Consider the following 18733-nt stretch of genomic DNA (forward strand, 5'->3'; position numbering starts at 1 on the left):
TCCTGGATGATCTCCCAACGAAAATTCAAGGTCGGATCCTTTTTAAAAAATGTTCAGGCTACAGCGTGTCAATTATTCAGCTGGCAGCGTCGGCACGTTGCTGTCAAACCAGGTCTGGTAGATTTTGGCGTAGGTCCCGTCAGCAACGATCTTCTTCAGACCGGCGTTGATCTTACCGCGCAGTTCGTCGTTGCCTTTGGCGACGGCAATGCCGAAATATTGGCGCTCGAACTTGGCGTCGGATACCAATTTGAATTCTTTATCCGGGTGGGTCTTGATGTAGAACTTGGCTACCCCGACGTCGCCAACTGCGGCGCCAATACCGTCTTCATACAACTCCTGCAACATTAGCGGCGTATTGTCGAAGCGCTTGATGGCGGTGCTGTTCTTGCCCAGAGTATCGGACACCACAATGTCGCCGGTGCTGGAGTTTACGACGCCGACCTTCAATGCTTTAAGTGCAGCGATAGAATCCACGGTGGAATCTTTGGGTACGACGATAGCCTGCTCGGCCGGGAAGTAAGGTGCGGAGAAGTCGACCATTTGCTTACGTTTGTCGGTAATGGTGATACCCGAAATAATGATGTCACGATCGCCGGAGTTTAGTGTGGCAAAGATACCTTCCCATGGCGTATTAACCAGTTTGACCTGAAAGCCCTCAGCGTTGGCTACGGCTTTGATAATATCAATATCAAAACCTTCCAGCTGTTTACTGCTGTTTTCAAACTCGAATGGACGATAGGTGCCGCCGGAGCCGACGACATAAGTTGGTTCAGCCGCCAAGACTGACGCCGACAGGGTGGCGGCCAGGCAGGCGCCAATCAGAACTACGTGTTTTAACATCGTTATCCCCGGTAATTAAATGTCGTGTGTTGAGTTTATTTATGCACTATTGATGCATAAAAATAATCTTTAATGAATAAAAACACAACTCATACCTGATGATGAATTTTTTAATAGTGTTAAATATGCAATTTTTGTATGTGCTTGGAGTAAGTGTTGGTCAAATGCGAAGGCAGCCAGTTTTTCTTACTGCATAACAGAGAAATTGCTGAATGAGAGCATGCTGCTTTATCTGGCAGGTTTCTGAACGGGCGAAAGTGGTTTTTTTTGCCGCTTTCAGCTCGAATTTAGGTTATAAACTGAGGAAATTCTCATCCTACTCTGAATTTGGCGGTGAAATGCCGTTCTCAGTGTGGAGTCCAACGAAAAGTTGTGGGATGATTAGGCGGTTTTTCAGGGGGCGGAGATGGGAAAACTTACGCTGTTATTGCTGGCATTGCTCGGTTGGTTACAGTATTCACTGTGGCTGGGCAAAAATGGTGTTCACGATTATGTGCGGGTCAATGATGACGTTGCGCTCCAACAGGGCAGCAATGCAAAATTGAAAGCGCGTAACGATCAGCTGTTCGCCGAAATCGACGATTTGAACGGCGGTCAGGAAGCGATCGAAGAGCGTGCGCGCAATGAACTGAGCATGATTAAGCCCGGTGAGACTTTCTATCGTCTGGTTCCTGATCAATCCAGACGCAACGCGGCGTCATCCTCGCAAAATAACCTACAAAAGTAACGCATGAATCACTCCGCAGGAACCTTTCCATCGGTGATTGCCGTCCTGCCCGCTGCTGGTATCGGCAGCCGTATGCAGGCGGATTGCCCGAAGCAGTATTTAACCATCGGCCACCAAACTATTCTCGAACACGCGATCCATGCGTTGCTGCGTCATCCGCGTATTCCGCAGGTGATTGTGGCAATCGGTCCTGATGACCAGCAGTTCCACCAGTTACCCATAGCAAAAGATCCTCGTGTGCGTGTGACCGTCGGCGGTCAGCAACGCGCTGATTCGGTGATGGCTGGGCTACAACTGGCCGGTGAGGCCAAATGGGTGCTGGTGCACGACGCGGCACGGCCGTGTCTGCATGCCGACGATCTCGAACGTCTGTTGGCGATTACCGGACACAGCGAGGTGGGTGGCATTTTGGCCGCGCCGGTGCGTGATACCATGAAACGCGCCGAACCGGGTTGCAACGCGATCTCACATACCGTTGAACGCCAGGATCTATGGCATGCATTGACACCACAGCTATTTCCGTTGGCGTTGCTTAAGCTCTGTTTGCAGCGTGCGCTGGATGACGGTGCGACAGTCACTGATGAAGCCTCTGCCCTGGAGCATTGCGGCTATCATCCGTTGTTGGTTACCGGACGTTCGGACAATATTAAGGTCACGCGACCAGAAGATTTGGCGCTGGCAGCATTCTATTTAACTCAGTTGGACAATTAAGGAGCGCATCATGCGTATCGGTCACGGTTTTGACGTACATAAATTTGGTGGCGAAGGGCCGCTGGTGATCGGTGGTGTTCGTATCCCTTATGAGAAAGGTTTGCTGGCCCATTCCGACGGTGATGTAGCGCTGCATGCAGCGACAGATGCCTTGTTGGGTGCGGCAGCGCTGGGGGATATCGGCAAACTGTTCCCGGATACCGATCCCGCTTTCAAAGGCGCCGACAGCCGTGAACTGCTGCGCGAAGCCTGGAAACGTATCCGTGCGAAAGGCTATCGTCTGGGGAATTTGGATATCACCATTATCGCCCAGGCACCTAAAATGGCGCCACATATCCCGCAAATGCGTATTTTCTTGGCGGAAGACCTGCAATGCCATATGGACGACGTCAACGTTAAAGCCACCACCACCGAACAGCTCGGTTTTACCGGCCGTGGTGAGGGCATTGCCTGCGAAGCGGTTGCCTTGTTGATCAAGGAATAACGGCATGGACATGGCTAACTTGACCTGGCTGCATGGCCAGCCACAAAGCACAGGCGTGTTGAAAGCCAACCCGGAAGATTTCGTGGTGGTGGAAGATCTGGGCTTTGAGCCGGACGGCGAGGGTGAACATGTGTTGGTGAACATCCGTAAAAATGGATGTAACACTCAGTTTGTCGCGGATTATCTGGCGCGTTTTGCCGGTATTCATGCCCGCTCCGTGAGCTATGCCGGCCTGAAAGATCGCCATGCGGTGACCGAACAGTGGTTCTGTTTGCATCTGCCAGGCAAAGAAACCCCCGATTTTACGCAATTCTCACTGGAAGGTTGTGAAGTACTGGCCAGCGCCCGTCATCTACGCAAAATGCGCATTGGTACGCTGAAAGGCAATGCCTTCACGTTGGTATTGCGTCATATCTCTGATCGTCAGGATGTTGAGTCGCGCCTGCAGGCGATTACAACCGGTGGCGTACCCAATTACTTTGGTAGCCAGCGTTTTGGCCGCGGTGGCAATAACCTGGTGATGGCACGGCGTTGGGCGAATGATGAGATCCGAGTTAAAGAGCGGAGTAAGCGCAGTTTTTATCTTTCCGCCAGCCGTAGTGCCTTGTTTAACCTGATCACGAGTCGACGTTTGGCTAATCAGCAGCAACAGACTGTGCTTGAAGGTGATGCCTTGCAGCTCAGTGGCCGTGGTAGCTGGTTTGTTGCTAAAGCGGACGAACTGGATACGTTGCAACAACGCCTTGATGCCGGTGAATTGCTGATTACGGCTCCTTTGCCGGGTGACGGTGAACCAGGTACAGCAGGGGAAGCACTGAGTTTTGAACAACAGTGCTTGCTGGAACACCCTGAACTGATGGCGCTTTTAACGCGTGAGCGCGTTGAGCCAGCACGTCGAGCACTGTTGCTACAGCCAAAAAATATGCAGTGGGACTGGTGGGATGATACCACCGTCGAACTGCGTTTTTGGTTGCCCGCCGGCAGTTTTGCCACCAGTGTGGTGCGCGAAATTATGCGGCAGGACAACAGTGATGCGGATATTAGTGAGTAATAAAAAACCTGCGCAAGCAGGTTTTTTTTTGCCTGATGCAGAGTGGTTAAATGAGGTCCGGTTTATTTAGTCTTGAGCTTTCTGTCTTTGGTCATGCTTGACGGTGGTGTATCAAGGAGCGTCTTTTCCCTTGGTGACTGGACATGCCGGGGGGAGTAAACATAATATCTGCTGGCTAAGCGCCTCCTTTTGGGCACTTTCTACCGAGTATTTATAAGCTGGGCCGCGTTGAAAGGGGGTCTGGTTGAGAGATAAAAAGAAGATAACCTCTTATGCGGATATTACTGAGTAATGACGACGGCGTGACCGCCCCGGGCATTCAGGTGTTGGCGGCGGCACTGCGTGAGTTCGCCGAAGTACAAGTTGTAGCACCCGATCGTAACCGCAGCGGTTCTTCCAATGCGCTGACGCTGGAATCTCCATTGCGCACCCTGACGATGCCCAATGGGGATATTGCCGTACAGCAAGGGACGCCGACCGATTGCGTGTATCTGGGTGTGAACGCTCTGATGCAACCTGCACCGGATATTGTGGTTTCCGGTATCAATGCCGGCCCTAATCTGGGTGATGATGTTATCTACTCCGGCACTGTCGCGGCCGCCATGGAAGGCCGCCATTTGGGTTTGCCGGCGTTGGCGGTGTCGCTGAACGGCCACCAGCATTATGCTACTGCCGCAGTGATTACCTGCCGGATACTGCGTGCGTTACAGCGTGAGCCGTTACGTACCGGTAAAATTCTGAATATCAACGTGCCTGATTTACCCTTGGAACAGGTTAAGGGGATTCGCGTGACACGTTGTGGCAGCCGACATCCAGCCGACAAAGTGTTCTGTCAGCAGGATCCGCGTGGGCAAAACCTCTATTGGATCGGGCCACCGGGTGATAAGTTTGATGCCGGACCGGACACGGATTTCGCTGCAGTTGAGCAGGGTTACGTGGCAATTACGCCATTGCAGGTGGATTTAACCGCCTATGCGGCCCAAGACGTGGTAAAAACGTGGTTAACCAAAGCAGGGGTTGGCGGGGAATGGTGAACAAGCGTATGCAAACATTGCTGACGCAGCTGCGTCAACAAGGGATCCGGGACGAACGGTTGCTGCAGGCGATCGAGGCGGTGCCGCGTGAACGCTTTGTTGATGAGGCACTTGAACACAAAGCTTATGAAAATACAGCGCTGCCCATCGGTTCCGGCCAAACGATCTCCCAACCTTATATGGTCGCACGGATGACCGAACTACTGAACCTGACGCCCACATCAAGGGTGTTGGAGATCGGTACCGGCTCTGGCTATCAAACCGCTATCTTGGCGCATCTGGTGCAACATGTTTGCTCCGTTGAACGCATCAAAGGATTGCAATGGCAGGCTAAGCGCCGCCTGAAGCAACTCGATCTTCACAATGTTTCCACTCGTCACGGTGATGGCTGGCAGGGCTGGGCATCGCGTGGCCCGTTTGATGCCATTATTGTCACTGCTGCGCCGCCGGAAATCCCCCCAGCGCTTATGGAGCAGTTGGATGATGGCGGTATTCTGGTATTGCCGGTGGGTGAGCAGGCCCAAATCCTTAAACGCATTCAGCGGCAGGGGGGCGAATTTGTCATCGATACTGTTGAGGCGGTGCGCTTTGTACCCTTGGTGAAGGGTGAATTGGCCTAGCGATTGTCTGAATTTTCGACAGGAAACGAAATCTGTTGCACTTTCATCACCTCCGGTTAAGGTTTTACCGTTTCAATAAAACTAATTTTCAATACAATTGCCTTTCTGCGTAGTTGTCTTATGGTGCAGCAGCGCTAATGTGGTTAGCATTGGCGCGCTGTTTTGAGGCTCAGGCATGAAATTTCCTGACGTTCAGGGATCGGCCGTGGGCACCTTTCGTGGTAGAAACTGAGAGAATGGTAAAAGCTCAGCTACGATGTAAAGGGTATTTTGGATATATCGCTGATATTGCTGTCATGGGGGAAGCATGAGCACGGGAAGCCCAATGATTACATTACGCCGGGTTGCGGTGTGTACGATGGTAAGTTTGTGGTTGGCGGGTTGTACAAACAACGCGTCGACATCGGCCCCTATCAGTAGTGTGGACGGTGGCGGATCTGCCGCATCCAACAATGCCGGCATGCCGGCGAACTCTGAAGGCCATATTGTTTATAACCGCAGTTACACGTCGATCCCCAAAGGGAGCTACAGCGGTAATACCTATACGGTTAAGCGCGGAGACACGCTGTTTTACATCGCATGGATCACCGGTAACGACTATCGTGACCTGGCTCAGCGCAACAATATTCCTGAACCATACAGCCTGAATGTGGGTCAAAACATTCAGCTTGGTAATGGTTCTGCCAACGGAAACGGTGGCATGCTGGCGGCAACAGACGCGACTAGCGGCGGTGTTCCGAAGCCACCATCAAGCTCTCAGATACAAACTGCAACGGTTGATTCTCAATCAACTAACGCGTATTCTGATAATTCGGGTAAACAGAATGTAGGTAAGATGTTACCTGCAGCAGGCGCAGTGGCGGCAACTACCGCAACAGCCCCTGTTACCGCACCGGTTGTTGCTCCACCAGTGAGCAGCACCGTCAGCAATAGCGCCCCAGTAAGTACCTGGAGATGGCCTACTGACGGTAAGATTATTGATAACTTTTCCTCATCAGAAGGTGGGAATAAAGGTGTTGATATCGCCGGGTCCCGTGGGCAGCCGATTCTCGCTACCGCCGATGGTCGTGTAGTGTATGCAGGCAACGCTTTACGGGGTTACGGTAATCTAATCATCATCAAACACAATGATGATTACCTGAGCGCCTACGCTCACAACGACACAATGCTGGTCCGGGAACAACAAGAAGTGAAGGCGGGTCAAAAAATAGCCACCATGGGTAGCACCGGAACCAGTTCAGTACGTTTGCATTTTGAAATTCGTTACAAGGGGAAATCCGTAAACCCGCTGCGTTATCTTCCGCAGCGATAGATTGGGCAGAATACGCTGTATTCTGCTCGCGGTATCACGGGTAGGAGCAGCATATGAGCCAAAATACGCTGAAAGTTAACGAGTTACATGATGATGCGGATTTCGACGAGAACGCAACGGAAGCGGAATCATTCGACGAAAAAGCACTGGTTGAAGAAGAGGCCAGTGAGAGTGATCTAGCGGAAGAAGAGTTGTTGTCACAAGGCGTGACCCAACGCGTATTGGATGCGACGCAGCTCTATCTTGGCGAAATCGGCTATTCTCCACTGCTGACCGCAGAGGAAGAAGTTTATTTTGCGCGGCGTGCATTGCGCGGTGACGTGCCGTCCCGCCGCCGAATGATTGAAAGTAACCTGCGGTTGGTGGTGAAAATCGCCCGCCGCTACAGCAATCGCGGCCTGGCGCTGCTGGATCTGATTGAAGAGGGTAACCTCGGTCTGATCCGTGCAGTGGAAAAGTTTGACCCAGAACGTGGTTTCCGTTTCTCGACTTACGCAACCTGGTGGATCCGGCAGACGATTGAACGGGCGATCATGAACCAAACCCGTACCATCCGCTTGCCTATCCACATTGTCAAAGAACTGAATGTCTATTTGCGCACCGCGCGCGAACTTTCTCATAAATTGGATCATGAACCGAGCGCAGAAGAGATTGCAGAGCAACTCGACAAGCCGGTCGATGATGTCAGCCGAATGCTGCGTCTGAACGAACGTATCACTTCTGTTGATACGCCGTTGGGCGGGGATTCAGAGAAAGCGTTGCTGGACATTTTGGCGGACGAAAAAGACAACGGACCGGAAGACACCACACAAGACGATGACATGAAGCAGAGCATCGTTAAGTGGCTGTTCGAACTGAACGCTAAGCAGCGTGAAGTGCTGGCACGTCGTTTTGGTCTGTTGGGTTACGAAGCGGCAACGCTCGAAGATGTGGGCCGTGAGATTGGCCTGACTCGTGAGCGTGTACGCCAAATCCAGGTTGAAGGTTTGCGTCGTCTGCGTGAAATTCTGCAGATGCAGGGCCTGAGTATTGAGGCACTGTTCCGCGAGTAACGCTGATAGTTGAATCGCATCCAAATAAAAACGGTGAGCATCATGCTCACCGTTTTTTTATGCCTGTAATGGGACGACTAGACCATACTTTTCAGGCGGTAAATCCACTCCAGCGCCTGACGCGGGGACAGTGAATCTGGATCCAGTGCTTCAAGTGCTTCAACCGCCGGTGAGGTTTCCTCATTCAGCAGCGTCATCTGGGTGGCGTCAACGGTGCCGGTGGCCGTATGGCTGGAGATCGCCTCCAGTTCACGCAGTTTTTGGCGCGCACGCTTGATCACTTCACGTGGTACCCCGGCCAGTGCAGCCACTGCCAGGCCATAACTCTTGCTGGCTGCGCCGTCCTGCACGCTGTGCATAAAGGCGATGGTGTCCCCATGTTCCAGCGCATCCAGGTGTACGTTAACCACACCTTCCATTTTCTCCGGCAGGGTCGTCAGCTCAAAGTAATGGGTGGCAAACAGCGTCATGGCTTTAATTCGGTTGGCCAGGTTTTCGGCGCAAGCCCAGGCCAGGGATAAACCGTCGTAGGTTGATGTGCCGCGACCAATTTCATCCATCAGTACTAAGCTATGTTCGGTGGCGTTATGCAGAATATTAGCCGTTTCGGTCATCTCCACCATAAAGGTAGAGCGGCCGGAAGCCAGGTCATCCGCCGCACCAACACGCGTAAAGATGCGGTCTACTGGGCCGATCACGGCCTTACTCGCCGGCACGTAGCTGCCGATATGTGCCATCAACACGATCAGTGCTGTTTGACGCATATAGGTACTTTTACCACCCATGTTTGGGCCAGTAATGATCAACATACGACGCTGAGGCGACAGTGAGAGTGGGTTGGAAATAAACGGCTCACTCAGCACCTGTTCGACCACCGGATGACGGCCTTCGGTGATGCGTACACCCGGCTGTTCGCTCATGGTCGGGCAGGCGTAATTCAGTGTTTCTGCACGCTCAGCCAGGTTAGCTAACACGTCCAGTTCAGCCAATGCCCCGGCGCTTTGCTGCAATTCACCCAAGTGCGGTAGCAGCAAGTCGAACAACTCTTCGTACAAACCTTTTTCGATCGCCAGCGCTTTCCCTTTAGAAGTGAGTACCTTGTCTTCATACTCTTTCAGTTCGGGAATAATGTATCGTTCGGCGTTTTTCAACGTCTGGCGGCGCACGTAGTGGATAGGCACCAGGTGGCTTTGCCCGCGGCTGACCTGAATGTAATAGCCATGTACGCCATTGAAGCCAACCTTCAACGTATCCAGCCCCAGCTTTTCGCGTTCGCGGATTTCAAGGCGGTCGAGGTAGTCGCTGGCGCCATCGGCCAGTGCCCGCCACTCATCCAGCTCGCTGTTGTAGCCGGGCGCGATAACGCCGCCGTCACGCACCAGCACTGGCGGGGCTTCAACCACTGCACGTTCCAGCAAATCCTGCAGCTCATCAAACTGACCGACCTGCGATAGCAAGTGTTGTACATGTGGGGTATCCACTCCCTTCAGCAGTGCGTGGATATCCGGCAACTGTTGGAAAGCGTGGCGCATCCGCGCCAGATCGCGTGGACGCGCGCTGCGCAATGCCAGGCGAGCCAATATACGTTCCAGATCGCCTACTTGTCGTAGAGAAGGCTGGAGATCGGCGTAGATATCTTGCAAGGAACCAATCGCCTGCTGGCGATTATTCAGTACATTGATGTCGCGGGTTGGCATGTGCAACCAACGCTTGAGCATACGGCTGCCCATCGCCGTCACACTGCGGTCCAGGATGGCCGCCAGTGTATTTTCAGTACCGCCGGACAAACTTTGGGTCAGCTCAAGGTTACGCCGTGTGGCGGCGTCCATGATAATGCCGTCTTGCTGGCGCTCCATGGTAATACCACGGATGTGCGGTAATGAAGTACGTTGGGTATCTTTAACGTACTGCAACAGACAGCCCGCAGCACGTAACGCCTGATGGGCTTGTTCAACGCCGAAACCGGTGAGATCACGGGTGCCGAATTGCAGGTTAAGCTGTTGGCGTGCGGTTTCGGGTTCAAATTCCCACAGTGGGCGGCGGCGTAGACCGTGGCGCTGTTCAATCAGCGACATCTGTTCAAAGGTTTCAGGGTAAAGCAGCTCGGCAGGATTAGTACGCTGTAATTCTGCGGCCATAGTTTCTATATCGGCCGGTTCAGCGACCCGGAAACGACCGGAGCTGATGTCTAACGTGGCGTAGCCGAAGCCGCGTGCGTCCTGCCAGATAGCTGCCAGCAGGTTATCCTGGCGCTCTTGCAACAGAGCTTCGTCGGTGATGGTCCCCGGAGTGACGATGCGAACAACTTTGCGCTCAACGGGGCCTTTGCTCGTGGCCGGATCACCGATTTGCTCACACAGGGCGACAGATTCACCGAGTTGTACCAATTTGGCCAGGTAGTTCTCTACCGCATGATGTGGTACGCCAGCCATTGGGATAGGTTCACCTGCTGAGGCTCCGCGTTTGGTCAGCGAGATATCCAGCAGTTGGGAAGCGCGTTTGGCGTCATCGTAGAACAGCTCGTAAAAATCACCCATGCGGTAGAACAACAGGATTTCAGGGTGTTCGGCCTTGAGACGCAGGTATTGCTGCATCATTGGCGTGTGTGAATCGAGCTTATTGGTGCTATTCATAAGATTACTGTTTCCAATCCATTGAATTTAAAGTTGGTTGTGATGTTGAGTGTCATCATTAGGTATCACGCCGTTTTACAGAAACTCACCCTATATGGCAGAGGCTGGTGGCGCTAAGGATCAATAAGCCCTTTATACTGCCGCTATACTAGCCCAGCGGGCAATCCGCTGTCACAGGTAAAAATGGGAAGCTTTACGCAAAGTCGGTTTGTAAGGCGGGGGATGAGGTTGCAAAAACCTATATCGATCAGAACCTCTCTTAAGACTCGGCTCCCTTGGTCGTTGTATTAATTGCACTCTACATTGACATAGTACCCACTCAGGGGTTTACTATTTTTATTATTGTCATACCAAGGGTGAATCTATGTCATCAAAACTAAACTGGCTTTTGCAGAATACGACTCCTGGCTCCTTGGTATTACAGTCCTGGCTGACAAAAAACGGCATCAGCCCTTCTTTAGCCAATAAGTATATGCACAGCGACTGGTTACAAAAGATGCGTGCCGGTGTCTATGTACGGAGTGGTCGTGACCCTCAGTGGAGTGACGCCGTACTTTGCTTGCAAAATCAGCTTGGGATTTCTGTGCATCTGGCGGGGCTGACTAGCCTGACCTATCAAGGGCGTTCTCATTATCTTCAATTAACGAGCCAGGCGATTTGGCTTTGTGTAGAGGATAAAGCTTCATTGCCAAAGTGGTTCAAAGAATTTCCCAACGTCGAGTGGTTTGTGCTTTCTAATCAGAAGCTCAATCTACACGACGAAAAATATCTGACCGAAGTGGAAATTAAGGGCGAGCAGTTGAGGGCGAGCGTACCGGAATTAGCGGCTTACGAGATTGTTAATGCAGTCCCTGGAACGCTTTCATTTGAGCATGCAGCAGAGCTGTTTCAGGGGCTGGTAAGCCTTAGCCCCCGTAAAATTGAAGTATTGTTGCGATCGAGTCGAGCAGTGAAAACCAACCGTCTTTACCTGTTTCTGGGCGATCACTATGCTCATGCATGGGTTAAGCGAATAGAAAAAGCCGATATTGATTTAGGGGCAGGAAAGCGGCAAATAGTATCGGGTGGCAAGTTGGACCGAAAGTATCAAATCACTGTTCCAGAGAGCTTTGTTAGCAAAGGGATCTCACATGGATAAGCAATCACCTTATTATCGGCAAGTTGCGTTACTACTCAGTGCATTACCTGTCGTAGCATCAGAGCGCTGCTTCGCACTAAAAGGTGGGACGGCGATTAATTTGTTTGTTCGCGATTTTCCACGTTTATCGGTTGATATCGATTTGGCTTACCTTCCGCTGGAAAGCCGAGATGTGGCATTGCCAAATGTTCGGGCTGCACTGGCGCGTATTGCAGCAATACTGCAACAACAACCAGGTGTTTCTGCGGTGCTACAAACGAACAATCCTGATGAAATGCGTATTGTGGTTTCTTCTCAGTTGGCACAGATAAAAATAGAAGTTTCACCTGTTGCACGGGGCACACTTTATCCCCCAGAAGAACGTGATGTTATTGAAGCGGTAGAAGAAGAGTTCGGTTTCGCTTCCATGCCGGTTGTATCACTTGCCGATCTCTATGGAGGCAAGCTTTGCGCTGCGCTGGATAGACAACACCCTCGCGATTTCTATGACGTCAAAATGCTGCTCGAAACGCAGGGTATTGATCGTCAAATATTTAATGGATTCATCACCTATCTACTGGGACACCCCCGCCCATTATCAGAGGTACTGGACCCCCGTTGGAAAGATATTTCTGAGCTGTATGCGAATGAATTTAACGGTATGGCGTCCCATATAGTCTCTCTGGAAGAGCTCAATGCAATACCCGAATTGATGATTTCTGCTCTCAAAACACATTTTACGCAGCGGGATTATGATTTTCTGATGTCTTTCAAGCGCGGCGAACCGGACTGGGACCTGGCCCCCGAAAACCAGATTCAGCATTTACCTGCGGTGAAGTGGAAGCTGCAAAATATTGGTCGTATGCCAAAAGAGAAACACATACAGGCGTTGGCAAAGCTTGAGGGGACCCTTGCCGGGTGGGTAGGATAGTTTATAATTTTTACTGTATATTCACTCTAGGTGTCACTATACGGTGTTTTATAAACCGCATCGTTTTTACGGCTATGCGCAAATGAAGAAAGGGAGAAATGGGGAGTTGGGCTTGGGAAGCCTATGTTCCAGTAAGCCCAAGGCGGGAGAGGTGTCAGTTGGCGGTGGTTAAAGGCAACTGAAGTTGGTAAATGCGAAAGCTGTCGGGCACTTCGGTTTCGCGCCCAGGTAGAAGACGGTGGCGAATGCGAGCTTCGCTGACAAAGGCGCAGCCCTGTGGTGTGATGTCCAGATTGACTGGCGACTCCATTCCCTCACGAATAACTTCAATAGAATGCATACCGGCAGCACCGGGGTCGGTAATTCGCAGGATCCTGCCCTGGCCGCTTTTAATGCCATTTTCGAGCACGATCAGCGAACCGTCTGGTGCCAATCCCATCCCATCCGGGTTTTCGATAGTGCGAGGCAGCAGGATTTCAGCCAGTTGCGGCGTCGCCTCCCCATAGCTCAAGGTATAGAGCTTCCCGCTGCCAAAATTGGCAATCGCCATCACGTTGTCATTTATCAGGACAATACCTGCAGCGCCGATGCCGTTGGGGCCAGCCAGGCGTTTGTCACGGAAGATTATCTGAAAACTGGCCTCCCCCGGACGAAGCCTCATGATGCTTCCTGCCTTGGTTTCTGTCAGATAAACAGTGCCATCTTTGGCGAGAACCATGTCATTACCCATTCCTCCTTCCGGTAAGGTTAAGCTGCGATTAATCGTGGCATTTGAGACATTCAAAGCAAAAACACGATGGGCACGAGTTTGTCCTGTAGGAAGGAAGTCTGGAGAGTTTCCCCATAACAGCCCCCGTTGCTCATCCAATCTCAGCGTGGTTGAGGCGAAAACGGTATCGGCGCCAGCAAAGAAGGTCTCCCAATTTTCGTTCGGCCGTTTGCGCAAGATGCGGCCGCTAGTCACCAAGCCAACATACAGGGTTCCGTCGGAAGCGCGGGCGATGCCATTAGGATATAGCGCTCCTGACGGCAAAGTCATGCTGGCCGGTGTGCAAGTGGTATCTGATATTGCTGCTGCGGAAGCCGCAGGCGTCGCCATGGCTAATATTAGGGCTGTTAGCGCTACCCACGTCGTGCGATATTTTATTACGTATAACATGTGGCCTCTCCTGAGTTGAATAAGGGGACTACCAGCGTTGGGGGCGAGCTCGTTCTTTCATGGGGGCCTCAAGTGCTGTGATTTCCTCATGAGACAGTGTGAGTGAGAGCGCTTTGAGTGCATCTTGAAGATGGTGTGACTTGGACATGCCTACAATGGGCGCGGCAACTGCCGTTTTAGCCAGTATCCATGCCAGAGAGATCTGGGCCGCTGGTATGCCTCGGGCAGTCGCGATGGCTTCAACAGCCTTAATAGTTTGTTCCACTTCATCTCTGCCGCCGTACCAGCGCGGCGTTTGTTCGTCAGTTTCGGCGCGCACTGTTCCGGATTTTCTCGCTCCGGCCAGTAAGCCTCTTGCCAACGGCGACCAAGGGGTTAGGCCGATACCTTCTTCCAGACAAAGCGGGATTAAATCCTCCTCATCCTCGCGAGTGATCAGGTTGTATTGGCTTTGCATGGAAATAAAGGTGGCCAACTTGTTATCACGTTGAAACGCCAACATTTTCATAAAACGCCAGGCCTGCATTGAGGATGCGCCGAGATAGCGGATCTTGCCGGCCCGTACCAGGGTATCGAGCGTTTCAGCCGTTTCCTCAATTGGGGTTTCCTCATCGAAACGATGTATGACGAACAGATCGATATAATCTGTCCCCAGGCGTTGCAGCGAGGCGTCAACGCTTTGAATGATATGTTTGCGTGATAGCCCGTGGTTGTTGGGTTGTTCGCTCATCGGGAAGAACGCCTTGGTAGCGATCACTATATCGTCTCGGCGTGCAAAGTCCTTCAACGCGCGCCCGAGAATGAGTTCGCTCTCGCCAGAAGAATAGATATTTGCAGTGTCGAAAAAGTTAATGCCTGATTCCAGAGCCGCCCGGATGAAAGGACGGGCTTGATCCTCCTGCAATACCCAAGGGCGCCAGCTAGGTTCCCCATAAGTCATACACCCCAGACAAAGTTTGGAGACTTTCAAACCGCTATTACCAAGGCGAACATAGTTCATCATCTTCCCTCCTGGGGGCGTCGGGTTGGGTAAATACAGGGTTATCTCTCAACGAATTCCGGCGATGGTATAACCGCCGTCCACCAAAATACTTTGCCCGGTGACAAAGCGGGCATCATCCGTTGAAAGCCAGACGGCGACATCACCGATGTCTTCAGACTGGCCCAATCGTTGGGCAGGCGTATGTGCGATGAACGGTGTGAATGCGGATGGATCAGATATGCTGCTATGGGCCATTGGTGTGTCGATGATGCCGGGATTGATGTTGTTGATCCGGATAGCTTGATTGCCATATTCGAGTGCAACCGCGCGGATCAGCGCATCGAGCGCGCCCTTGCTGGCAGAATAACTTGATGAGCCGGCAAGCGCGCCTTTGGCAAGCCAGGACGAAGTATTGACGATCACACCGCCTGAATTTTGCGCCAGAAAAGTCTCGACCTCGTATTTAATCGATAACCAGACACCTCGGAGATTGGTGGCAATCACCGTATCGAAATCTGCGCTGGTTTGCTGATGGATAGGGGCAAAGTTGCCGAGAATGCCGGCGTTGTTGAAGGCAATATCAAGTCGTCCGTAGTGAGAGGTCACTGTGGCGAGCAGGCGGCGGACATCCTCTTCCTGCGAGACGTCCGCAACGACGGCCAGCGCATCTCCGCCAGCGAGAGAAACCTCATGGGCGGTGGCATCTAGCTCAGCGTAACGACGCCCAGCCAAAGCCACTTTTGCCCCTTCCCGGGCATAGGCCAGTACTGCGGCGCGCCCGATACCTGTCCCCCCGCCGGTGACCAGTACGACTTTGCCTTCCAAACGTTTGTGCGGGGTGGTATGTACAGAATCAGCGTATTGAGTCATGGCATTAATACTCAGTTATTGAACACCTCGCCATGCTATGTTGTTGCAAAAAAGATAACTATCCGTTAAAAATTCACTTCACTATTAGATTATTTATATCAATCCAATGAAAAAAACCGACTTGTCAGGGCTGGCGGCCTTTGTGACCATCGCCAAAGAGCGCAGTTTCAGGCGAGCTGCCGCCAGGCTTGGCGTTACACCGCCGACACTCAGTCATACCATGCGTGATTTGGAGGCGCAGGTTGGCATCCGTTTGTTGAATCGGACTACACGCAACGTATCAACAACAGAGGCGGGCGAGCATTTGTTGTCGAAGTTGGCTCCGGTATTTGCCGATATCGATACGGCGCTGGAGAGCCTGAATACCTTTCGCGATCGGCCACAGGGGTTGGTGCGGATCAATGCGCCACGAACGGCAATCGAACTTGCGCTGGTGCCGCATTTAGGGCGACTGGCCCGAGATTACCCAGGAATTACGCTGGAAATTGTGGCGCAAGAGGGCTTTGCCAATATCGTTGAACAAGGCTTTGATGCCGGTATCAGGCTTGGCGAGGATCTACACAACGACATGCGAGCTGTGCGCGTTACTCCTGATTTACGAATGGCTATTGTGGCAACACCTGAATATTTCCAACAGAATGGAAAGCCAAATCATCCCGAAGACCTGTTGAATCATCGCTGTATAGGATGGCGAAAAATTGCTTCGGGAGAACTCTACAAATGGAAGTTTCAAAAAGGTGCTCAAGTGCTTTCTGTTTCAGTGAATAGCTTGCTGATACTCGATGATGCGAGATTGATGTTGCAGGCCGCGTTAGATCACGCAGGCATTGCTTTCGCCATTGAGGAAGAAGTGAGTGAACATCTGGCAGCAGGGCGGCTGGAGCAAGTGATGGCCGATTGGTGCGCACCATTCCCAGGTTTTTATCTTTACTATCCGAACCGCAGAAACCATCCCGTAGCATTGACGACGGTGATCAACGTAGTGCGTTATCCCAACCAGGTGATCCGTCCCGAAGAGTAATGTGCTCTGCCTGAGCCCGATCAGTCAAATTCCTTTCCCCAAAACACCAATCATTTACCACCGCTGTAGCATCGCTTGCATCGTCATATCTTGATGATGCGCGCTAATCAAGGTCGAACTATTTTTTGTTCATCAATCACTCGATGGATGACCCCGCGCATAGAATTATCCATAAACATTCTGCATGTTTATAACTTATTGTTTATAATTGTTATTTGTTTGTTTTCGATGAATTCATTCAACAATTAAAGGTTATTTGGGAGATGGATCACACTATTTTTTTATGTGAAATGTGAAGAGGGTCAATCGACAAGGTCAAGCAGAGACGGTTCTTTATACTGATGGCTTACCGGTCCACTTCGATGCCTCCGTATACTGTCTGTAACCAGGGCAACGTAACGGAAGTTTTCATAAGGAATGTGCGTGAGGCAATAGCTATTGCATCTGGCAAACAAATGACATGGGGCTTTTTTGATTATCTTGAGGGACTTGGTATGGAAAAGAAAAAAATCTATCTGTTTTGTTCTGCCGGTATGTCGACTTCCCTGCTGGTTTCGAAAATGAAAGCGCAAGCCGAGAAGTACGAAGTGCCGGTGATCATTGCCGCTTATCCTGAGGCACTGGCGGCAGAAAAGGGCGCTGAAGCAGATTTGATCCTTCTGGGGCCGCAGATTGCCTACACGCTTGCCGAAGTACAAAAACAATTGCCGAATAAGCCCGTTGAAGTGATTGATTCTGCTTTATACGGCAAGCTCGATGGCCTTGGCGTGTTGAAGGCTGCGGTCGCCACCATAAAAAAAGCTAACCAATAAAGGGGACTGCCGTGAATACGTTAATTGCCTCGTTGGAAAAGGTCATACTGCCTTTTGCTGTGAAAATTGGTAAACAGCCCCATGTTAATGCCATCAAAAACGGGTTCATTCGTTTAATGCCACTGACGTTGACCGGGGCGATGTTCGTTCTGATCAACAACGTGTTTCTCAGTTTCGGTGAAGGGTCGTTCTTCTTTTCATTGGGCGTGCGGCTGGATCCGTCCACCATTGAAACGCTGAATGGCTTGAAGGCCATCGGAGGCAGCGTTTATAACGGCACCCTGGGCATTATGTCCCTGATGACGCCATTCTTTATCAGTATGGCTTTGGCTGAAGAGAGAAAGGTCGACCCATTAGCGGCAGCACTGCTGGCGGTGGCTGCCTTTATGACCGTAACCCCGTTCAGCGTCGGTGAAGCCTATGCCGTTGGCGCTAACTGGCTGGGTGGTGCCAACATCATCTCCGGTATGGTGATCGGCCTGGTCGTGGCTGAAATGTTTGCCTTTGTGGTTCGCCGCAACTGGGTGATCAGCCTGCCAGACAGCGTACCTTCTTCAGTGTCGCGCTCGTTCTCTGCGTTGATCCCGGGCTTTATTATTTTGTCCATTATGGGTGTGCTGGCTTACTGCCTCACGCTGTGGGGAACCAACTTCCACCAAATCATCATGGACAGCATCTCCGCACCGTTGGCGAAAATGGGCAGTGTGGTGGGATGGGTATATGTGATGTTCTCCTCGCTGCTGTGGTTCTTCGGTGTGCATGGTTCGATGGCACTGGCGGCATTGGACAGCGGTATCATGACCCCATTCGCACTGGAGAACGTTGAACTCTACAACAAGTATGGTTCTGTCGAAGCTGCGGTGGCTGCGGGTAAAGAGTTCCACATGTGGGCGAAGCCGTTCGTCGACTCCTACATCTATCTGGGCGGGACAGGTTCAACGCTGGGGCTGATTATCGCTATCTTCATCGCTTCACGCCGTGAGGATTATCGTCAGGTCGCCAAGCTGGCAACGCCATCAGGTATCTTCCAGATTAACGAACCTATCTTGTTCGGCCTGCCGGTGATTATGAACCCAGTGATGTTTATTCCGTTCATCTTGGTTCAGCCAGTATTGACGATTATCACAACGGTGGCTTATTACACCGGGTTGATTCCGCCAATCACCAACATTGCACCATGGACCATGCCGGTTGGTTTGGGAGCATTCTTCAACACCAACGGCAGTATCGTTGCCATGTTGTTGAGTTTCTTCAACCTGGGCGTAGCGACCATGATTTATCTGCCGTTTGTCATGATCTCCAACAAAGCACAGAGCCAGATCGATCAAGCGACGGAAAGCGAAGAAGACATCGCCAAGGCGTTGAAATTCTAAC

18 protein-coding genes are annotated in these 18733 nt (G+C 51.6%); 13 read left to right on the plus strand and 5 right to left on the minus strand.

Features of this window, described 5'->3' with window-relative positions:
* Window positions 1-72: 72 nt before the first annotated feature.
* Entirely contained in the window at window positions 73-843 is a 771-nt protein-coding gene (locus SGBXF1_RS03790; RefSeq protein ID WP_037424732.1) for a basic amino acid ABC transporter substrate-binding protein, read from the minus strand.
* A 406-nt stretch (window positions 844-1249) separates the two neighbouring features.
* Here SGBXF1_RS03790 and ftsB point away from each other — a divergent pair, with 406 nt between their 5' ends.
* The 8 genes from ftsB to rpoS all read left to right on the plus strand — a co-directional run bounded on the left by ftsB (window position 1250) and on the right by rpoS (window position 7834).
* The gene (gene ftsB / locus SGBXF1_RS03795; protein ID WP_037424733.1) at window positions 1250-1570 is read left to right on the plus strand and encodes a cell division protein FtsB; all 321 of its coding nucleotides are present in this window, start codon (window positions 1250-1252) and stop codon (window positions 1568-1570) included.
* A gap of 3 nt (window positions 1571-1573) precedes the next feature.
* The gene (gene ispD / locus SGBXF1_RS03800) at window positions 1574-2281 is read left to right on the plus strand and encodes a 2-C-methyl-D-erythritol 4-phosphate cytidylyltransferase (RefSeq protein ID WP_186427846.1); all 708 of its coding nucleotides are present in this window, start codon (window positions 1574-1576) and stop codon (window positions 2279-2281) included.
* Window positions 2282-2291: 10 nt separating this feature from the next.
* Complete coding sequence (ispF, locus tag SGBXF1_RS03805; RefSeq protein ID WP_004950274.1) at window positions 2292-2765, plus strand: 2-C-methyl-D-erythritol 2,4-cyclodiphosphate synthase; 474 nt, start codon at window positions 2292-2294, stop codon at window positions 2763-2765.
* A gap of 4 nt (window positions 2766-2769) precedes the next feature.
* Window positions 2770-3816: a tRNA pseudouridine(13) synthase TruD gene (truD, locus tag SGBXF1_RS03810; RefSeq protein WP_186427847.1), complete on the plus strand. Its 1047-nt coding sequence runs from the start codon at window positions 2770-2772 to the stop codon at window positions 3814-3816.
* A 272-nt stretch (window positions 3817-4088) separates the two neighbouring features.
* Window positions 4089-4850 (plus strand): 5'/3'-nucleotidase SurE, encoded by a 762-nt coding sequence (gene surE, locus SGBXF1_RS03815; protein WP_186427848.1) that lies wholly within the window; start codon window positions 4089-4091, stop codon window positions 4848-4850.
* Window positions 4844-5470: a protein-L-isoaspartate(D-aspartate) O-methyltransferase gene (locus SGBXF1_RS03820; RefSeq protein WP_061807322.1), complete on the plus strand. Its 627-nt coding sequence runs from the start codon at window positions 4844-4846 to the stop codon at window positions 5468-5470. Before surE ends, SGBXF1_RS03820 begins: the two co-directional genes overlap by 7 nt.
* Before the next feature lie 325 nt (window positions 5471-5795).
* Window positions 5796-6782: a murein hydrolase activator NlpD gene (nlpD, locus tag SGBXF1_RS03825; RefSeq protein ID WP_037424748.1), complete on the plus strand. Its 987-nt coding sequence runs from the start codon at window positions 5796-5798 to the stop codon at window positions 6780-6782.
* Window positions 6783-6835: 53 nt separating this feature from the next.
* Window positions 6836-7834 carry an RNA polymerase sigma factor RpoS gene (rpoS, locus tag SGBXF1_RS03830; protein ID WP_012005280.1) on the plus strand — a complete coding sequence of 333 codons (999 nt, stop codon included), beginning with the start codon at window positions 6836-6838 and terminating at the stop codon, window positions 7832-7834.
* Between the two features lie 77 nt (window positions 7835-7911).
* Here the strand turns inward: rpoS and mutS are convergent, their stop codons facing one another.
* On the minus strand, window positions 7912-10467 hold the full coding sequence (gene mutS / locus SGBXF1_RS03835) for a DNA mismatch repair protein MutS (RefSeq protein WP_186427849.1): 2556 nt from the start codon (window positions 10465-10467) through the stop codon (window positions 7912-7914).
* 364 nt (window positions 10468-10831) lie between these two features.
* Between mutS and SGBXF1_RS03840 the strand changes: the two genes are divergently transcribed.
* The gene (locus SGBXF1_RS03840; protein ID WP_186427850.1) at window positions 10832-11605 is read left to right on the plus strand and encodes a type IV toxin-antitoxin system AbiEi family antitoxin; all 774 of its coding nucleotides are present in this window, start codon (window positions 10832-10834) and stop codon (window positions 11603-11605) included.
* The gene (locus SGBXF1_RS03845) at window positions 11598-12515 is read left to right on the plus strand and encodes a nucleotidyl transferase AbiEii/AbiGii toxin family protein (protein ID WP_186427851.1); all 918 of its coding nucleotides are present in this window, start codon (window positions 11598-11600) and stop codon (window positions 12513-12515) included. Before SGBXF1_RS03840 ends, SGBXF1_RS03845 begins: the two co-directional genes overlap by 8 nt.
* Window positions 12516-12669: 154 nt before the next feature.
* Here the strand turns inward: SGBXF1_RS03845 and SGBXF1_RS03850 are convergent, their stop codons facing one another.
* From SGBXF1_RS03850 to SGBXF1_RS03860, 3 genes are read right to left on the minus strand one after another with little or no spacing between them, the layout of a single operon-like run.
* Entirely contained in the window at window positions 12670-13674 is a 1005-nt protein-coding gene (locus SGBXF1_RS03850) for an NHL repeat-containing protein (RefSeq protein WP_238321001.1), read from the minus strand.
* A 28-nt stretch (window positions 13675-13702) separates the two neighbouring features.
* Entirely contained in the window at window positions 13703-14677 is a 975-nt protein-coding gene (locus tag SGBXF1_RS03855; RefSeq protein WP_238321002.1) for an aldo/keto reductase, read from the minus strand.
* 45 nt (window positions 14678-14722) lie between these two features.
* Entirely contained in the window at window positions 14723-15526 is an 804-nt protein-coding gene (locus tag SGBXF1_RS03860) for an SDR family NAD(P)-dependent oxidoreductase (RefSeq protein WP_186427852.1), read from the minus strand.
* Window positions 15527-15632: 106 nt separating this feature from the next.
* Between SGBXF1_RS03860 and SGBXF1_RS03865 the strand changes: the two genes are divergently transcribed.
* From SGBXF1_RS03865 to chbC, 3 genes are all read left to right on the plus strand, one after another.
* Window positions 15633-16547 carry a LysR family transcriptional regulator gene (locus SGBXF1_RS03865; protein WP_061807318.1) on the plus strand — a complete coding sequence of 305 codons (915 nt, stop codon included), beginning with the start codon at window positions 15633-15635 and terminating at the stop codon, window positions 16545-16547.
* Between the two features lie 494 nt (window positions 16548-17041).
* Window positions 17042-17359 (plus strand): PTS sugar transporter subunit IIB, encoded by a 318-nt coding sequence (locus SGBXF1_RS03870; protein WP_020825274.1) that lies wholly within the window; start codon window positions 17042-17044, stop codon window positions 17357-17359.
* Window positions 17360-17370: 11 nt separating this feature from the next.
* Entirely contained in the window at window positions 17371-18732 is a 1362-nt protein-coding gene (chbC, locus tag SGBXF1_RS03875) for a PTS N,N'-diacetylchitobiose transporter subunit IIC (protein WP_037424763.1), read from the plus strand.
* Window position 18733: the final 1 nt, after the last annotated feature.

This window comes from Serratia grimesii (assembly GCF_900186025.1).
In the GTDB taxonomy this organism is placed as follows: Bacteria; Pseudomonadota; Gammaproteobacteria; order Enterobacterales; family Enterobacteriaceae; genus Serratia; species Serratia grimesii.